Source organism: Thalassobius sp. Cn5-15 (assembly GCF_022347685.1).
GTDB lineage: Bacteria > Pseudomonadota > Alphaproteobacteria > Rhodobacterales > Rhodobacteraceae > Thalassobius.
The window spans coordinates 747,911-762,323 of the sequence record NZ_JAKRGF010000001.1 but is presented as its reverse complement, the minus strand read 5'-3'; the positions used below and the strand labels follow the sequence as shown (position 1 = coordinate 762,323).

13 protein-coding genes are annotated in these 14,413 nt (G+C 58.5%); 7 read left to right on the top strand and 6 right to left on the bottom strand.

What is annotated here, in order from left to right:
* Positions 1-231: 231 nt before the first annotated feature.
* Positions 232-1,134 carry an AraC family transcriptional regulator gene (locus tag MHM86_RS03700; RefSeq protein WP_239195958.1) on the bottom strand — a complete coding sequence of 301 codons (903 nt, stop codon included), beginning with the start codon at positions 1,132-1,134 and terminating at the stop codon, positions 232-234.
* Positions 1,135-1,294: 160 nt separating this feature from the next.
* On the opposite strand from MHM86_RS03700, the gene MHM86_RS03695 reads away from it, so the two are divergent.
* On the top strand, positions 1,295-2,026 hold the full coding sequence (locus tag MHM86_RS03695) for an SDR family oxidoreductase (RefSeq protein WP_239195955.1): 732 nt from the start codon (positions 1,295-1,297) through the stop codon (positions 2,024-2,026).
* A gap of 101 nt (positions 2,027-2,127) precedes the next feature.
* On the opposite strand, the gene MHM86_RS03690 is transcribed toward MHM86_RS03695, so the two are convergent.
* Positions 2,128-2,919 carry an RlmE family RNA methyltransferase gene (locus tag MHM86_RS03690; protein WP_239195953.1) on the bottom strand — a complete coding sequence of 264 codons (792 nt, stop codon included), beginning with the start codon at positions 2,917-2,919 and terminating at the stop codon, positions 2,128-2,130.
* A 158-nt stretch (positions 2,920-3,077) separates the two neighbouring features.
* Positions 3,078-4,190: a Ppx/GppA phosphatase family protein gene (locus MHM86_RS03685; RefSeq protein WP_058317559.1), complete on the bottom strand. Its 1,113-nt coding sequence runs from the start codon at positions 4,188-4,190 to the stop codon at positions 3,078-3,080.
* A gap of 226 nt (positions 4,191-4,416) precedes the next feature.
* On the opposite strand from MHM86_RS03685, the gene MHM86_RS03680 reads away from it, so the two are divergent.
* From MHM86_RS03680 to MHM86_RS03670, 3 genes are read left to right on the top strand one after another with little or no spacing between them, the layout of a single operon-like run.
* Positions 4,417-4,719: a virulence factor gene (locus tag MHM86_RS03680; RefSeq protein ID WP_058317466.1), complete on the top strand. Its 303-nt coding sequence runs from the start codon at positions 4,417-4,419 to the stop codon at positions 4,717-4,719.
* A 32-nt stretch (positions 4,720-4,751) separates the two neighbouring features.
* Positions 4,752-5,687, top strand: a complete 936-nt coding sequence (locus MHM86_RS03675; protein WP_239195951.1) for a methylenetetrahydrofolate reductase — start codon at positions 4,752-4,754, stop codon at positions 5,685-5,687.
* Between the two features lie 2 nt (positions 5,688-5,689).
* Entirely contained in the window at positions 5,690-6,757 is a 1,068-nt protein-coding gene (locus MHM86_RS03670; protein ID WP_239195949.1) for a dihydropteroate synthase, read from the top strand.
* A 133-nt stretch (positions 6,758-6,890) separates the two neighbouring features.
* Here MHM86_RS03670 and MHM86_RS03665 read toward each other — a convergent pair whose 3' ends face one another.
* On the bottom strand, positions 6,891-7,499 hold the full coding sequence (locus tag MHM86_RS03665; protein WP_239195947.1) for a response regulator transcription factor: 609 nt from the start codon (positions 7,497-7,499) through the stop codon (positions 6,891-6,893).
* 260 nt (positions 7,500-7,759) lie between these two features.
* On the opposite strand from MHM86_RS03665, the gene MHM86_RS03660 reads away from it, so the two are divergent.
* From MHM86_RS03660 to MHM86_RS03650, 3 genes are all read left to right on the top strand, one after another.
* A complete protein-coding gene (locus MHM86_RS03660) occupies positions 7,760-8,269 on the top strand; it encodes an oxidoreductase (RefSeq protein WP_239195937.1) in 510 nt (169 codons plus the stop codon).
* Between the two features lie 93 nt (positions 8,270-8,362).
* Positions 8,363-11,035 (top strand): ATP-binding protein, encoded by a 2,673-nt coding sequence (locus tag MHM86_RS03655; RefSeq protein WP_239195935.1) that lies wholly within the window; start codon positions 8,363-8,365, stop codon positions 11,033-11,035.
* A complete protein-coding gene (locus MHM86_RS03650; protein WP_239195933.1) occupies positions 11,025-11,714 on the top strand; it encodes a GntR family transcriptional regulator in 690 nt (229 codons plus the stop codon). Before MHM86_RS03655 ends, MHM86_RS03650 begins: the two co-directional genes overlap by 11 nt.
* 21 nt (positions 11,715-11,735) lie before the next feature.
* On the opposite strand, the gene MHM86_RS03645 is transcribed toward MHM86_RS03650, so the two are convergent.
* Together MHM86_RS03645 and MHM86_RS03640 are read right to left on the bottom strand one after the other, a co-directional pair.
* Complete coding sequence (locus MHM86_RS03645; RefSeq protein ID WP_239195931.1) at positions 11,736-13,079, bottom strand: FAD-binding oxidoreductase; 1,344 nt, start codon at positions 13,077-13,079, stop codon at positions 11,736-11,738.
* Between the two features lie 10 nt (positions 13,080-13,089).
* Positions 13,090-14,391: an FAD-binding oxidoreductase gene (locus MHM86_RS03640; RefSeq protein WP_239195929.1), complete on the bottom strand. Its 1,302-nt coding sequence runs from the start codon at positions 14,389-14,391 to the stop codon at positions 13,090-13,092.
* Positions 14,392-14,413: the final 22 nt, after the last annotated feature.

Below are 14,413 nucleotides of genomic sequence, written 5' to 3'. Positions count from 1 at the left end.
TGCAGCATGACGTTTCATTATGCGGATTTCATTTTAAAATTAAATCAAAACAGTCGATTAATCTGAGTCGTTGGAGTGTGATAAAAGAAATGCCCCGCAGGAGGCAACGCGGCGCTATATCGCTGATTTCTTATGCAAAGCTGCGCACCCTAAAGTGGATTTGCTGCGCTGCAGGTGGGGCAGAAGGGGGGCGATAGGGGCAAAAACGACGCCCTGTGTCGTTTGGCAGCGTTAGATGTCAATCGGGCTGTAACCGGCATCGCGTGCGTCGCGCGGACTGACACCGAAATGTTTGCGGAACGCACGGCTGAAATGCGCCGCACTGTCATAGCCGACCTGACGCGCAGCTTCGGCTACGGGCAAGCCATCGGCGATGATCATGCCCTTGGCGCGGTTCAGGCGGGTGGCGGTCAGATATTGGTGTGGTGACGCGCCGGTCACGTTTTTGAACGCACGGTGCAGGACTGCACTGCTCATACCTGCAGTCTGGGCCATGTCGTCAATACTGATCGGTTCTGCATAGTGTTCGCGGATCTGGCTGATGCAACGGGCAATCCGGTCAAAGTGGCTGTCCACCTGTCCGATCGCGCGCAGGGCTGATCCATGCGGACCTTGTAGCGCATGATAGAGGATTTCGCGCAGGATGCCGGGGCCAAGGATCGCGGCATCCTGACTGTCGCACAGCACCGCCATCAGCCTGTCAATCGCGCTGCGCATGCCGCTGTCCATCGGGGCAGGGGTGACGCCCAGCTTGGTGGCCTGATCCGGCTCTGTTCGGGGATCCCCCATGGCGCGATTCAGTTCGTGTAGTGTTTTGCGCGACACATCAATGAACAGACCCAGTAGGGGATCGTCTGCAGAAGCATCTGTTTTGCAGTCAAACGGCATTGGCACCGATAGCGCCAAATAGTGATCGGGATCATAGGTAAAGGTGTGATCGTTTAGATAGCCCGTTTTGTGTCCACGCAGGATCAACACCAGACCGGCGTTATAGATCAGAGGCGCCCGTGGCACCGGTTCTGTCGACCAGAAAAACCGCACCTGAGGCAGGTGGGTTTCCACATAGCCCGCGCCCGGCTCAAAGCCATAGATCTGTTTCAGCTGTTCTAGCATCTGGTCTTGGTCTGTCTGCATCGCCCTTACCTAGGGGGAAGGGGAAACTGCCGCAAGAGGCGGGCGGCACATCATCCGGGGGAGTTTGACAGGATTTGACAACTCTCTGAGAGGTTCTGTCATTCCCAGATTGCCCGATCCGCGCCAGATAAGGGGCAATGGAAATGAAAGGACCTCCCTTATGGCTGATATTTTGAAACCGCTTGTTGTGATCACCGGTGCCTCTTCCGGTATTGGCGCAGCGATGGCGCAGCATTTTGCGGATGCGGGCCACGCGCTGTTGCTGATCGCCCGCCGTCTGGACCGGATTGAGGCGCTGGGTCTGGAAAATGCCATGTGCCGTTCGGTTGATGTGACCGACACTGCCGCCCTGCGTGCCGCGGTGGCAGAGGCAGAGGCGGCGTATGGCCCTGTCGACCTGTTGGTCAACAACGCGGGCCTGATGCAACTGGGTCAGCTGGACACACAAGATCCGGCCGAATGGCAGAACATGTTTGATGTGAACGTACTGGCGCTGCTGAACGCGACCCAAGTGGTTCTGAGCGGCATGAAGGCGCGCGGCACAGGCACTATTTTGAACGTCAGCTCCATCGCTGGCAAGAAGAGCTTTCCCAACCACGCAGCCTATGTCGGCACCAAGTTTGCCGTGTCCTCGATCAGTGAAAACCTGCGCGAAGAAGTGTCTGGTGATGGTGTGCGCGTCATGACCATCTGCCCCGGCGCAGTGGAAACCGAGCTGCTGGGCCACACCACCGATCAAGAGATCATTGATGGCTATGAAGCATGGAAAGAGGACATGGGTGGCGTTCTGGTTGCAGACGACATCGCCCGCACTGCGCTGTTCATGTATACCCAGCCGCAGAACGTGAATATCCGCGACGTGGTCATTGCCGCGACCCGTCAGCCCGCGTGATTTGCTCCTGCCAGTGAACACAGGAAAGGGGATGGCATGCAGTCATCCCCTTTTTATGTCGATAGGATTTGTTGGGTGTCGGGTTTGTTGTGTCGGGTGCGTTACCCCAGCGGATTGCTGGGATCATCATCGCGTTCACCGTCACGGCCATAAAAGCCGGTCGCAACCACAAACTTTTCTGAGCTGTCAGCGCGCGATGCCGGCGGTTTAACGTTCACCACCTTCTTGAACTTCTTCTTCAACAGCTTCTGAAGCTCACCCTCGGCGCCACCTGCCAGAACCTTGGCCACAAAGGTGCCGCCTTGATCCAGAACGTCAAAGGCCAGATAGGCCGCCGCCTCACACAGGGCGATGATGCGCAGGTGATCGGTCTGTTTGTGGCCCGAGGAGGCTGCTGCCATATCCGACATTACCACATCCGCCTGACCGCCCAGCCATTCCTTCACCTTCAGGTCGGCATCATCTTCCATGAAGTCCAGCTGATAGACCTCTGCGCCCGCAATCGGTTCCACCTCTTGCAGGTCGACGCCGATGATGCGACCGATAGCTTTGCCCTTTTTCTCACCCAGCGCGTTGATGCGGGGCACAGCCACTTGACACCAGCCGCCCGGCGCACAGCCAAGGTCCACCACCCGCGCACCGGGCACGAGGAAGCGGAATTTGTCATCCAGCTCTAGGATCTTATAGGCGGCGCGCCCACGGTAGCCATCGGCCTGAGCGAGCTTCACATAAGGGTCGTTTAGCTGGCGCTGCAGCCAGAGGGTCGATGAAATCTTGCGTCCACGGGCGGTTTTCACCGTCACCGTCAGATCACGCTGACCACGGCCTGATGTGTTCTTCTTCGCACCGGGTTTGCCGACGCCGTATTTTTTCTTGCCGGGTTTTTTGGCCATCTCTGTACCCTCTGGGCGGTTCGATTACGGTCTGGACAGTGGCGCATCGACGCCGGAACCGTAGAATTTCAAGGTCTGCGCGGGTTTGGCGTATGTTCAGCGAAAAGCCAAGCCCGATTGGGTCTTTTCCTGACAAATGACGCCAGAAACGGTCCCTATCAGAAGGGCCCATCTTCCAAGACACCATCCGCACTCATCTGCGCATACAGCAACCCCTCGCGCAGGCCACGATCCGCCACAGACAGCCGGTCGGTGGGCCAGCAGCGCAGGAGCGCCTGCAGGATGGCAGATCCCGACATGATCAGCGCCTGACGGTCCTGACCAATGCGGGGATCGTTACGCCGTCCCTTTGGGCCCAGTTCCAGATAGCCGTGGATCACCTTGTCGATCTGATCCGAGGTCATGCGCAGCCCGTCCACCTTGGTGCGGTCATAGCGTTTCAGTCCCAGATGTGACGCCGCAACTGTGGTCACGGTGCCGGAGGTGCCGACAATCTGAAACCCCTCGCGCGCCTGTTCGTTGGCGTAGGGGGCAAATTCAGCCAGATTCTCTTCAAAGAACCAGCTCATCAGAGCAAAGCGGGCGGCATCGTCTTCGACATCCTGAAACTGATCGCGCAGGGTGGCGACCCCCAAGGGGACTGAAATCCAGTCCACCACCTTGGCCGCAGGAAACGGGCTGTCTGCGGTGTGAAAACCGGAATGCAGCCGCATGATCGCGCGCGGGCGGTCGCGTTTTGGCACCGCTGTCAGGTCAATCCACACCAGTTCAGTAGACCCGCCGCCGATATCGACGACCAACAGCTGTTCTGTTTTGGTACTAACCAAGGGCGCGCAGGAAATAACGGCCAGACGCGCCTCTTCTTCGGGCTGGATGATTTCCAGCTGCAGGCCCGTTTCACGACGCACCTGCCTGATAAAATCACGGGCGTTTTTGGCACGGCGGCAGGCTTCTGTTGCGACCAGACGCATCCGGCGCACCTTGTGGCGTTTCAGTTTCTGCTGACAGATCCTAAGCGCCTGTACCGTGCGCCCCATAGAGGCACGGCTCAACCGTCCGGTGCTTTCCAATCCGGCGCCCAGTTGCACCGATTTTGAAAAGCTGTCCACCACATGAAATTGACTGCCCTTGGGTTGGGCAATCAACATACGGCAACTATTGGTGCCCAGATCCAGCGCTGCGTAAAGCTCAGCTGAATCAGGCGGATTGGGCGCGGGGCTCTCAACCGGTTTGGGGAATGCGCCCGCACCTCTGCGACGCTTGGGCGCCATGATCACGCCCTCCATTTCAAGTTGGCCCCAGCGTAGAGCGTCCGGCGATCTGACGCAAGCGGTGGTGTTATACGTCGTAAATATGACGATAGGTCGCTGGACCGCACCGGAATGTCGAAAACTGCCCCCACGTCGCAAACCGGCTGGTTTATGCAAGTAAGACACCGAGGCGGAATCAAACCCCGCGCAACGAAACTGACCCCGCATACAAAGGAATACGACTGATATGCCCGATGTTACGATCGTTTACTGGCGCGATATTCCGGCGCAGGTCATCGTTGGAAAAGGACGCCGTGGCGCCAAAAAGCCGCTGGCCGAACGCTTTGAGCAGGCGATCGACCGCGCTGCGATGAAGATCGGCGCCAGCGACACCGACGCCTATCTGGCAGAGTGGCGCAAGGCGGAACCTTATGAGATGGCCGGTGATCCGGCAGAGATTGTCGCCGCCGAAGTGGCGCGACTGGAGGAAGAATACGATCAGGAACGCATTAAGGCGCTGATCGCAGCTGAAGGATGGGATCGCGGGTGATCCCGTGGTCGCAACATATTAGGGAGGCCGTCATGGCATTGCTGAATTTCCGCAAAAAGGAGGCACAGGGCACCAAACCTGTGAACCCCGAGCTTGAGGCCTTTCTGAAAGGCTACTCGATCGAAGTGATGCCGCGCACCGCGGCCAAGGTCGAAGATTTCCGTGCGCTGTTGCCCGAAGGCACCCGCGTCTATATCGCCCACATCGAAGGCACCCCGATCGAGGATATGGTTGCCACTGCCAAGCGCATCAAAGGCGAAGGCTATGATGTGATGCCTCACTTCCCCGCGCGCATCATCAAGGACAAGGCGACACTGGAAAACTGGATCTCCATGTATCAGGGCGAAGCGGACGTAAAACAGGCGCTTTTGCTGGCCGGTGGTGTTGCCAACCCGCATGGCGATTTCTCCGACTCGATGCAGCTCTTGGATACTGGTCTGTTCGACAAAGCGGGTTTCACCAACCTGCACGTCGCCGGCCACCCCGAGCCGAACCTGGACATCGACCCGAATGGCGGTCGCGCCAATACCTACGCAGCGCTGGACTGGAAACAGGAATATTCCAAACGCACAGACGCCTCGATGGCGCTGGCGACCCAGTTCTGTTTTGAGGCAGAGCCGGTGATTGAATGGGCAAACGCACTGAAAGAGCGCGGTATGAACCTGCCGATCCACATCGGTATCGCGGGTCCTGCCAAATTGCAGACCATGATCAAGTTCGCCATTGCCTGTGGCGTTGGCCCGTCGCTGAAAGTTCTGCAAAAGCGTGCCAAGGATGTGTCGAAGCTGCTGTTGCCGCATGAGCCGACCGACGTACTGACCGATCTGGCGGCACACAAGGCCGCGAACCCAGACTTTAACATCGAAAAAGTCCACTTCTTCCCGCTTGGCGGCATCAAAACCAACGCCAACTGGGCAATCGAAAATGGCGGTGCCTCGGCACAACCCGCCGCTGCACAACAGGATTAATTATGACCCGTACTATCATTGAATCTGCAACCCAAACCGCAATCATGGGTTTTGATCAGCCGTTCACCGTTATCGGCGAGCGTATCAACCCCACGGGTCGTAAAATCCTGAACGAAGAGCTGGAGCGCGGCGATTTTTCCCGCGTGCAGGCCGACGCACTGGCACAGGTTGCCGCTGGTGCCACCGTTCTGGACATTAACTCGGGCGCGGTTTTCTCCAACAAAATGGCCGAAGATCCCCGTTACGCGGACAACAACTTCGTGGAGCCCGAGCTGATGCGTCAGCTGGTGGAAAAAGTGCAGGAAGTGACCGATTGCCCTCTGTGCATCGACAGCTCGGTTCCTGGCGCGCTGGAGGCTGGTCTGGCTGCCGCCAAAGGTCGTCCGCTGTTGAACTCTGTCACCGGTGAAGAAGAGCGTCTGGAAGTGGTTCTGCCGCTGGTTGCCAAATACAACGTTCCCGTTGTTGCAATCTCCAACGACGACACTGGCATCTCGGAAGATCCCGAAGTGCGTTTCGCTGTTGCTAAAAAGATTGTCGAGCGCGCCGCTGATTTCGGCATCCCCGCGCATGACATCGTGGTTGATCCGCTGGTGATGCCGGTTGGTGCCATGGGCACCGCTGGCCTGCAGGTGTTTGAACTGAACTACCGTCTGCGCAACGAACTGGGTGTGAACACCACCTGTGGTGCCTCGAACATCTCGTTTGGTCTGCCGAACCGTCACGGCATCAACAACGCCTTCCTGCCGATGGCGATGGCCACTGGCATGACTTCGGCGATCATGAACCCGGTTGCGATCCCTGTTGGCCCCAAGAAGCTGGCTGAAAAACGCGCCGAGATCGAAGCGAAAGGCATCATCATCCCCGCCGACATGGATGACGAAACCTTCTGCCAGACTTTCGGCATCGGCTCCACCAAGCCGCGCGCTGGCAAGGAAATGGAGGCCATCCGCGCTGCCAACTTCCTGACCAACAACGACGAAGGTGGTGCAGCCTGGATTAAATTCAACAAAGCACCCGGTGACGATGCAGCGGGTGGTCGCGGTGGCCGTCGTCGTCGTCGCGGCTAAGCCATGGGCACTCTTCGGGGGGTATGAGGCTTTGTCTTGTGAACCCCGGACGGTTTCCTGAGATTTGTTGACAATAGAAAAGGGCGCCGACCGGGCGCCCTTTTTCTATGTTGGATCGGTGTAAATGCAGTGGTCAGATCAGGTTCTGATCGCGCCCGATCATCGCCGCATGGGTGCGATTGCGGGCCTGTAGTTTTCGGCTGAGCGTTTTCACATGCAGCTTTACCGTTACCTCCTGCACATCAAGGTCACGGGCGATTTCCTTGTTGGCCTTGCCTTCGCAAATGCCGCGCAGCACGTCCAGCTCACGCGGTGTCAGGTGTACACGCGCCTCTGTTTTGGATGGGGTGTCCAGAAAGGTCTGCGGTGTGTAGATCCCGCCTTGCAGCAGATGCTTAATCGCCGACAACAGGGTTTCGGGATTCATGGTTTTCGGCAGGAACCCCGCAGCACCGGCTGACAGCGCGCCCTTGGCCACTGAGGGGGATGCCGTGCCGGAAATGATTGCAACGGGTGCCCCTTTGCCAATGCCCATCGTCTGGGTCAGCCCGTCGGGCAGAGTCATGCCGGGCATGGTGTAATCCAGCAAGATCAGATCATAGGCGGCGTTTTCTTCGATCAGTTTCACGGCCTCTGGCAGCGCAGCAGCCTGATCAACGGTGAACTGCCCCATATCCCTCATAAACGCAGCGAGCGTTTCGCGGACCAGATCGTGGTCATCTGCAATCAGAATGCGGGCCATAAGGCAAAGTCCTGCGTTGGGTCCGTTCGGGTTACAACCGGTAACTTCTGTCACTAACGGCGGGGATCGAAGGAATGAAAGCTATGCAGTGTACAAAAATCAATATCTAGCGCGGCGTCTACATCAGGGGTTTTCTGATTATCCTTATCCAAATGGATAGGGTGGTGGACGCGCCGAGTCAATTTCAGCAATGTGATTTGTATGGGTTTGTGGTGATTTCCTATAGTTGTGCACAGAAACGAGATTGGGAGGACACCCGAATGAAGGCATATGTGATTGCGGTGATTGGTTGTCTGGCCAGCGCATTTGCCAGCGCCGCCGAAGAGGCACGCCCCCTGACTGCGGATGAGGCCGCTAAGGAGGTGTTGGAGGTGCGCTATGAGGATGGCAGTGGACGCGAAGTGCGGCAGTTAACACTGGGCGATCTGGCATCCATGCCACAGGCGGGGTTTGACACCACCACGATATGGACAGATGGCGTGCAGCGGTTTGACGGCGTCTGGCTGCAGGATGTGTTCGCTCATCTGGGGCTGGAAAAGGGCACGGTGGAGTTGAGCGCGCTGAATGAATATCTGGTGGATTTTGTCGCTGAGAAAGTTCCAGGCAGTCAAGCGATGATTGCCTACCGCCATAATGGCGCCTTGATGTCGCCACGCGAACGCGGGCCGCTTTGGGTGGTGTATCCCTATGACGAGGGGCCGCATTTGCAGACAGAAATGGTATATGTTTCGAGTATCTGGCAACTAGACTTGATGATTGCATTGCCGTAACCGGACACGAGGTGCGGTGCTGCGAAAAGCATTGAGAATACTCCGAACGACCGCTTTTTCAGCGATCTTGTCACCAAGCGTGGAGGACACCACATGAGTGGCGCGCACACAGATCCTCGGCGGCAAAAAGCCGACGTTCGGTCTAACGGCTTTGATGCTGCGCCGGCCAAACGGCCACGGGCCGGGTCTCTCCTCAATCTGATTCAGATCGGTGTTCTGGTCATGGTCGTGTTGATCAGCCTGCCGATGGTGGTACAGATCTGGGGGCAGGTTTCGGCCAAGCTGTTGCAACTGCGCACATCCGAGAAGGACAATGTGATCTGGAACCTCACCCAGCTGGAGGTGGAGTTTCTGAAGTTGGAACGTAGCCTGCTTGCCGCTACGGATGCGGAGGAGGTGACGCCTAATCAACTGGGCGATGTGCGGCAGCAGTTCGATGTGTATTACAGCCGCCTTGCGACGTTGGACACCGGTGGATTTTACCGCAACGCTTTTCAGATCGCTGGCACGCAGGCGGCCCTGCATATGATCCGGTCTGAAATGTTAGAATTGGCGCCGCTGATTGATCAGCCCGATCCGGAGCTGGAGGCGTCCCTGCCGCAGCTTTTGGCGGCGCATCAGAACCGCTCTCGACTGGTTCGCCGGATCATCAACCGTGGCAATCAATATACCGGCCAGCGGAGCCAAGAGGCCCGCGATGACGTCAGTGCGCTGTTGCTGCAGTTGTCGATTGCTTCGGTGGTGTCTTTTCTGTCGCTGTCGCTGGCGACCCTGCTGCTTTATCGCAACAGCCGTGGTTATCGCGCAAATGCGCTGGAGTACCGCAATGCGTCGGCGCGATTTGCGGCGGTGATCGCCACCTCGCCGGATGCGGTGGTGGTGACTGATGAAAAAGGGTTGATCGTCGAGTTTAATCAAGCCGCCGAAGAGTTGTTCGCAAGATCCCGCGACATCATGTTGGGGCGACGGCTGGCCAAATATCTGTTCGGCTCCTCCGGCAGCTGGGCGCATCTGCCTCTTTTGACAAGCGAGCCACGCAGCGCCGAGCAATTTTCGGTCCGCTGCGCGAAGGGGGCGACGGTGCCGATTGAACTGTCACAAGGCGTGGCAGAGGTGGAGGGGCGCTCTTTCTACGTGTACTTCCTGCGGGATATTTCCGATCGACTGGCGGCGGATAAGGCTATTCTGGCATCGCGCGACCGTGCCCTTGCCGGCGAACGGACGAAATCCCGGTTCCTTGCGGTGATGAGCCATGAAATGCGCACGCCGCTGAACGGTATTCTGGGGCTGATTGAGGTGATAGAAAGTGGCGAACTCAGCAAAAAGGACCGGCAGCGCTACTTTGATCTGATGCGCAACTCGGGGCAGTTGCTGCTGGGGCATGTGAATGACGTGCTGGAGATTGCCAAGGTGGAGGTGGATGGGCTGCGCCTGAATCCACAGGCCTTTGATCTGGACCAGATGTTGGCAGATCTGATCGGACCAATGGTGGTGGCAGCGCAGTTGCAGGAAAATACCCTGACCTTTGAGGCGCCACAGGCCCCGTTCGGGCGCTTTCACGGCGACAGCAATCGTTTGCGTCAGGTGCTGCTGAACCTTCTGAGCAATGCGATCAAGTTCACCGAACAGGGCGAGGTGTGTATTTCTGTCAGTCAGCAACTTCTGTCGCCTGCCTCGGATGCAGAGGTCAAAGGCCCGCGCGTCAGTCTGGAATTTCAGGTGACTGATACCGGCATAGGGATCTCTGAATTGGATCAGGCGCGGATTTTTGAGGATTTTGTGCGGCTGGACAGCGAAGGCACAGAACATATCGAAGGCACTGGTCTGGGATTAGGCATTGCCAAACGCATTGTCGAGGCAATGGGCGGTGAAATCGGCGTTGACAGTCTGGAGGGGGAAGGCTCAGTTTTCTGGGTGCGGGTGACGATGCCTCAGTTGGCGGACGGTCAACTGGTCGCTGCTGCGGAGCAGGACCAGACGGGGACAAAGGCCGCTGCAATTGCGCCGCAGAAGATCTTGGTTGTAGAGGATAATCCGACCAACCGGCTGGTGGTCCGCGACCTTTTGGAGCGGGATGGCCATGCGGTGGCCGAAGAGGTCAATGGCGCCCTTGGTCTGGCACGGGCGCAGCGCGAAAAATTCGATGTGATCTTCATGGATCTGAACATGCCCGTCATGGGCGGACTGGAGGCCAGCCAGCAGATCCGTCGCGATAGCCTGTGTCGTGACAGCCGCATTATCGCTCTGACCGCACATCTTACCGAACGGGATGATGCCGTCTACCAATCGGCGGGAATGGACGCAGTGCTATCAAAACCATTGCAATGGAACGATTTGCGCCGTGTACTCAAGGGGGAGGTGCGGGGGATTGTCCCCGCAGTACAAGAGGCAGGAAGGATTGATGAGCAGCACCTGAAAAAGGTGCTGGCGGCATTATCTCCTGAGAAAGCGCAAAAGCTTATCTCGGGTGTGCGCCATGAAGGTGGCGCTTTGGTGCAACAGTTGGAAGGGTTGCCCAGCTCCGGTCTGTCCGCCGCGCAGCGTGAAGCCTTGATGCGGGCTGTTCATACGATGGCTGGCAGCGCTTCGATGATGGGGGCGCGACAGTTACGCAACGCGCTTAACACGCTCGAAAGCGAGTTGGAGACATCTGAAGCCGTGGACCTGTTGAAGTGGAAAAACCACCTGACAAAGATCTGGTGTGCTACGCTGGGTGCTCTGGAAGATGCGGGCAGGGAGGAATTAAAGGAAGATTATGAAAACTGACTTTAGAGAACTTAAAAGTGAGCTGCGTCAGCGCATTGTTGGGGGAACATGGAAGCTTGGCGCGCTTTTGCCGAATGAGGTGGATCTGGCTGCGGAATTCAACTGCGCCCGTGCCACAGTGAACCGCGCGATGCGTGAACTGGCCGAAGAGGGGTTGCTGGAACGCAAGCGCAAGGCGGGCACGCGGGTGCGTCAGGTGCCGCGTCGTCATGTCAGGATGCCGGTGCCGCTGATCCGCAACGAGATCGAGGGCGCCGGCAGCCGCTATCGCTATGCGCTGTTGGAGGATACGATCGCACCTGCACCTGATTGGTTGCGCGCGCGTCTAAGCCTTCATGATGAGGCAGAGGTGCGCCATGTGCGCGCGATGCATTACGCTGACGGTGTGCCATATCAGTATGAGGATCGCTGGTTTAACCTGTTGGGTCTGCCAACGGCGCGCACGCCGTCCTTTGCGGAGAGTGGCGCGGCAGAATGGTTCGTGTCTGAGGTGCCGTTCAGCGATGTAGAGATGAGCCTTTCGGCACAGATCGCCGATGCGGATATGTCTGGCCTGTTAGGGACAGAAGTGGGGGCGGCGCTGTTTCGCATCGAACGTGCGGTTTGGGCGGGCGAGGTGCCGGTGAACTTCACACGGCTGTTGTACCGGCAGGGCTACAACCTCTCTATGCGGTACTGACCATGTGGTTCCGGACCGGTTTTAGGACAGGCGGTCCTTCAGCCGGTACCACGCAAAGGCCGGTGGCAGGCTGGCACGGCGATAGCGGCCCAGTTCGAACCGTCTGGGCGCGGCCTGCATAAAGGCGGGATGTGGTCTGTCGGCGCTGTTACGCCCAAGTGCCAGATCCGCGATCAATGCCCCCCCGTATGGTGCGCCGGTGAGACCGCTGCCGTGATAGCCGAAGGCAGCAAAGGCTCCCTCCATGCCTGGCACGGGGCCGGCGAAGGGCACTAGGGCGCGGGTCATGCAGATGAGGCCGGACCAGAAATAAGGCGTTTCCACATGGCGCCATGCAGGGAACATCCGATCAAAATCGGTGCGTGCGCGCGCGCGTGTTCTGGCGATGTTGTCCTCGCTCACCCGCACCGATCCGCGCAGGCCCAGCAACATCCGGTTGTCAGGCAGCAGGCGAAAGTAATGCAACAAGGTGCGCGAATCCACCACCATCTGACGGCTGGTCCAACCTTGCGTCTGCAGCTCCACCTCGCTCAGTGGGCGGGAGACAAGGATGTTGGATTGTACCGGTAGATAGTGTGCGCCCAGCGGGCGGGGCAGGTGGTCACTGCCATAGCCGTTGGTGGCGAACAGCACCTTGCGCGCCCTGACCGTGCCGGTCGGTGTTTTCAGATGAAAGCCACCGTCTTGTAGCACCTTCAGTACGGGTGTGTCCGAATGCATCATGACGCCTGCGGCTGCGGCGGCGCGGGTGAGGCCGACAAGGAACTTTAGCGGGTTCAGGGCAAAGCCCATCGGCAAATGCACCCCGCCGTGAAAATCGGGCGAGGCCATGCCATGATTTTCCATCTCTTGCGGTGCGATCAACTGATAGGGCAGTCCGTAGCGGCGGGTGTAGCTCTCCCCATAGGCTTTCAGCCCATCTAGGGCCGCAGGGCTGTGCGCAACGCAGCTATAGCCGTCGGAATGACGATCAACGTTTAGGGCGTAGCGGTCGATGTAGTCCCTAACGAGATCTACCGCCGCCCGTTCCGCGTCATAGAACAGTCGCGCGTCCGCAGCGCCATATGTCGCCTCGATTGTATCATCGCTGAGTTTGCTCATCCCCGCCGAGACCAAACCGCCATTGCGCCCCGAAGCCCCCCAACCGGGGCGTTTAGCGTCCAGGAGGATCACGTCAGCGCCCGCCTCAACCAGCGTCAGGGCCGCTGACAATCCGGTATAGCCACCGCCAATAATGGCAAAATCGCAAGACGCGTCGCCGTCTAGCGCGGGATAGACGGGCAACTCCGCATCTAACGTGCTGTCCCAATAGCGATCCTGAATGGGACGGTCGCTGTAGGCCATATCCTCATAGATGCGGGTCATGGGCAGGATCTCACAGTTTGTCGCGTAGCGAATACCACAGCATCGCGGCGATTAAGAGCGGGGTGCGTAAACGTGGCCCACCGGGGAAACGCAGTTTCGGCACCTTTGCCATCACGTCGAACCGTTCAGCCTGACCGGCGATCGTCTCTGCCGCGATTTGACCCGCCAGCGATGCCATCGCCACCCCGTGACCGGAAAAGCCTGATAGCGACAACACATTGCCCGAGAGCCGCGTGACATGCGGCATTCGGTTCATCGTGATGCCCAGAGTGCCGCCCCAGGCATAGTCGATCTGCACGTCCGCCAGCTGTGGATAAATCTCCGCCAGCGGTTTGCGAACCTTGGCGGCGATGTCGCTGGGGAACCTGTAGCGGTAGCTTTCGGTGCCGCCAAACAGCAGCCGGTTATCGGGAGAAAAGCGGAAATAGTTCACCACAAACTTACTATCCGCCACCGCATGGTTGTGCCGCAGCAAGGTCTCTTGTTGATCGGGCGTCATTGGTGCCGTGGCGACGATGTAGTTGTTGATCGGCATCACATGGCGGGCGACCTGTGCCTCCAGATCCCCCAAGTATCCGTTCATCCCCATGACCACATAGTCGGCTGTGACATCAGCCCCCGCCAGATTCACCTTCGCCGGTGCGCCCTGGTCGATCTGGTTCACCCGCGCACCTTCATAGATGCGCACGCCTGCTGCCTGACACATCCGCGCCAGACCCAGCGCGTATTGCAGCGGATCGATGTGGCCTGCGCCCATGTCCAGCGTGCCGCCATGATAGGCGGGGGAGTTGACCATGTGGCGCATTTCGTCCCGATCAAGGAACCGGATTTTGTCATAGCCATAGGTGCTGTTCAGCTTCTCCACATAGGATCGGCTGTGGGGCACATAGCGTTCACGGTGATCGGCGTGGATGATGCCGTCGTTGAAATCCGCCTCTACCAGCGGGGATTTCGCCCGTTCGCGGACCAGATCAACGGATTGATTGGCGATCTGCCATAGCTGGCGGGCGTGGTCTTTGCCGACCAGATCCTCCAGATCGTCCTGATCCAGTCGCTGACCTTGTCCCACCTGACCGCCATTGCGACCCGATGCGCCAAAGCCAACGCGCTGCGCCTCCAGCAGCACCACGTCATAGCCGCGCTGAGCCAGCTCCAGTGCAGTTGATAGCCCCATGAAACCGCCGCCGACCACACAGACATCGCAGCGCAGCGCACCCTCAGGCACAGGAAACGGCGGCAGCGGCGTAGCACAGGCCGCGTAGTAAGACGCCGGGTACTGGCCGGCGCGGTCGTTCACGGTAAGCAGATCCATCGAAATACCCCCTAAAGGCGTC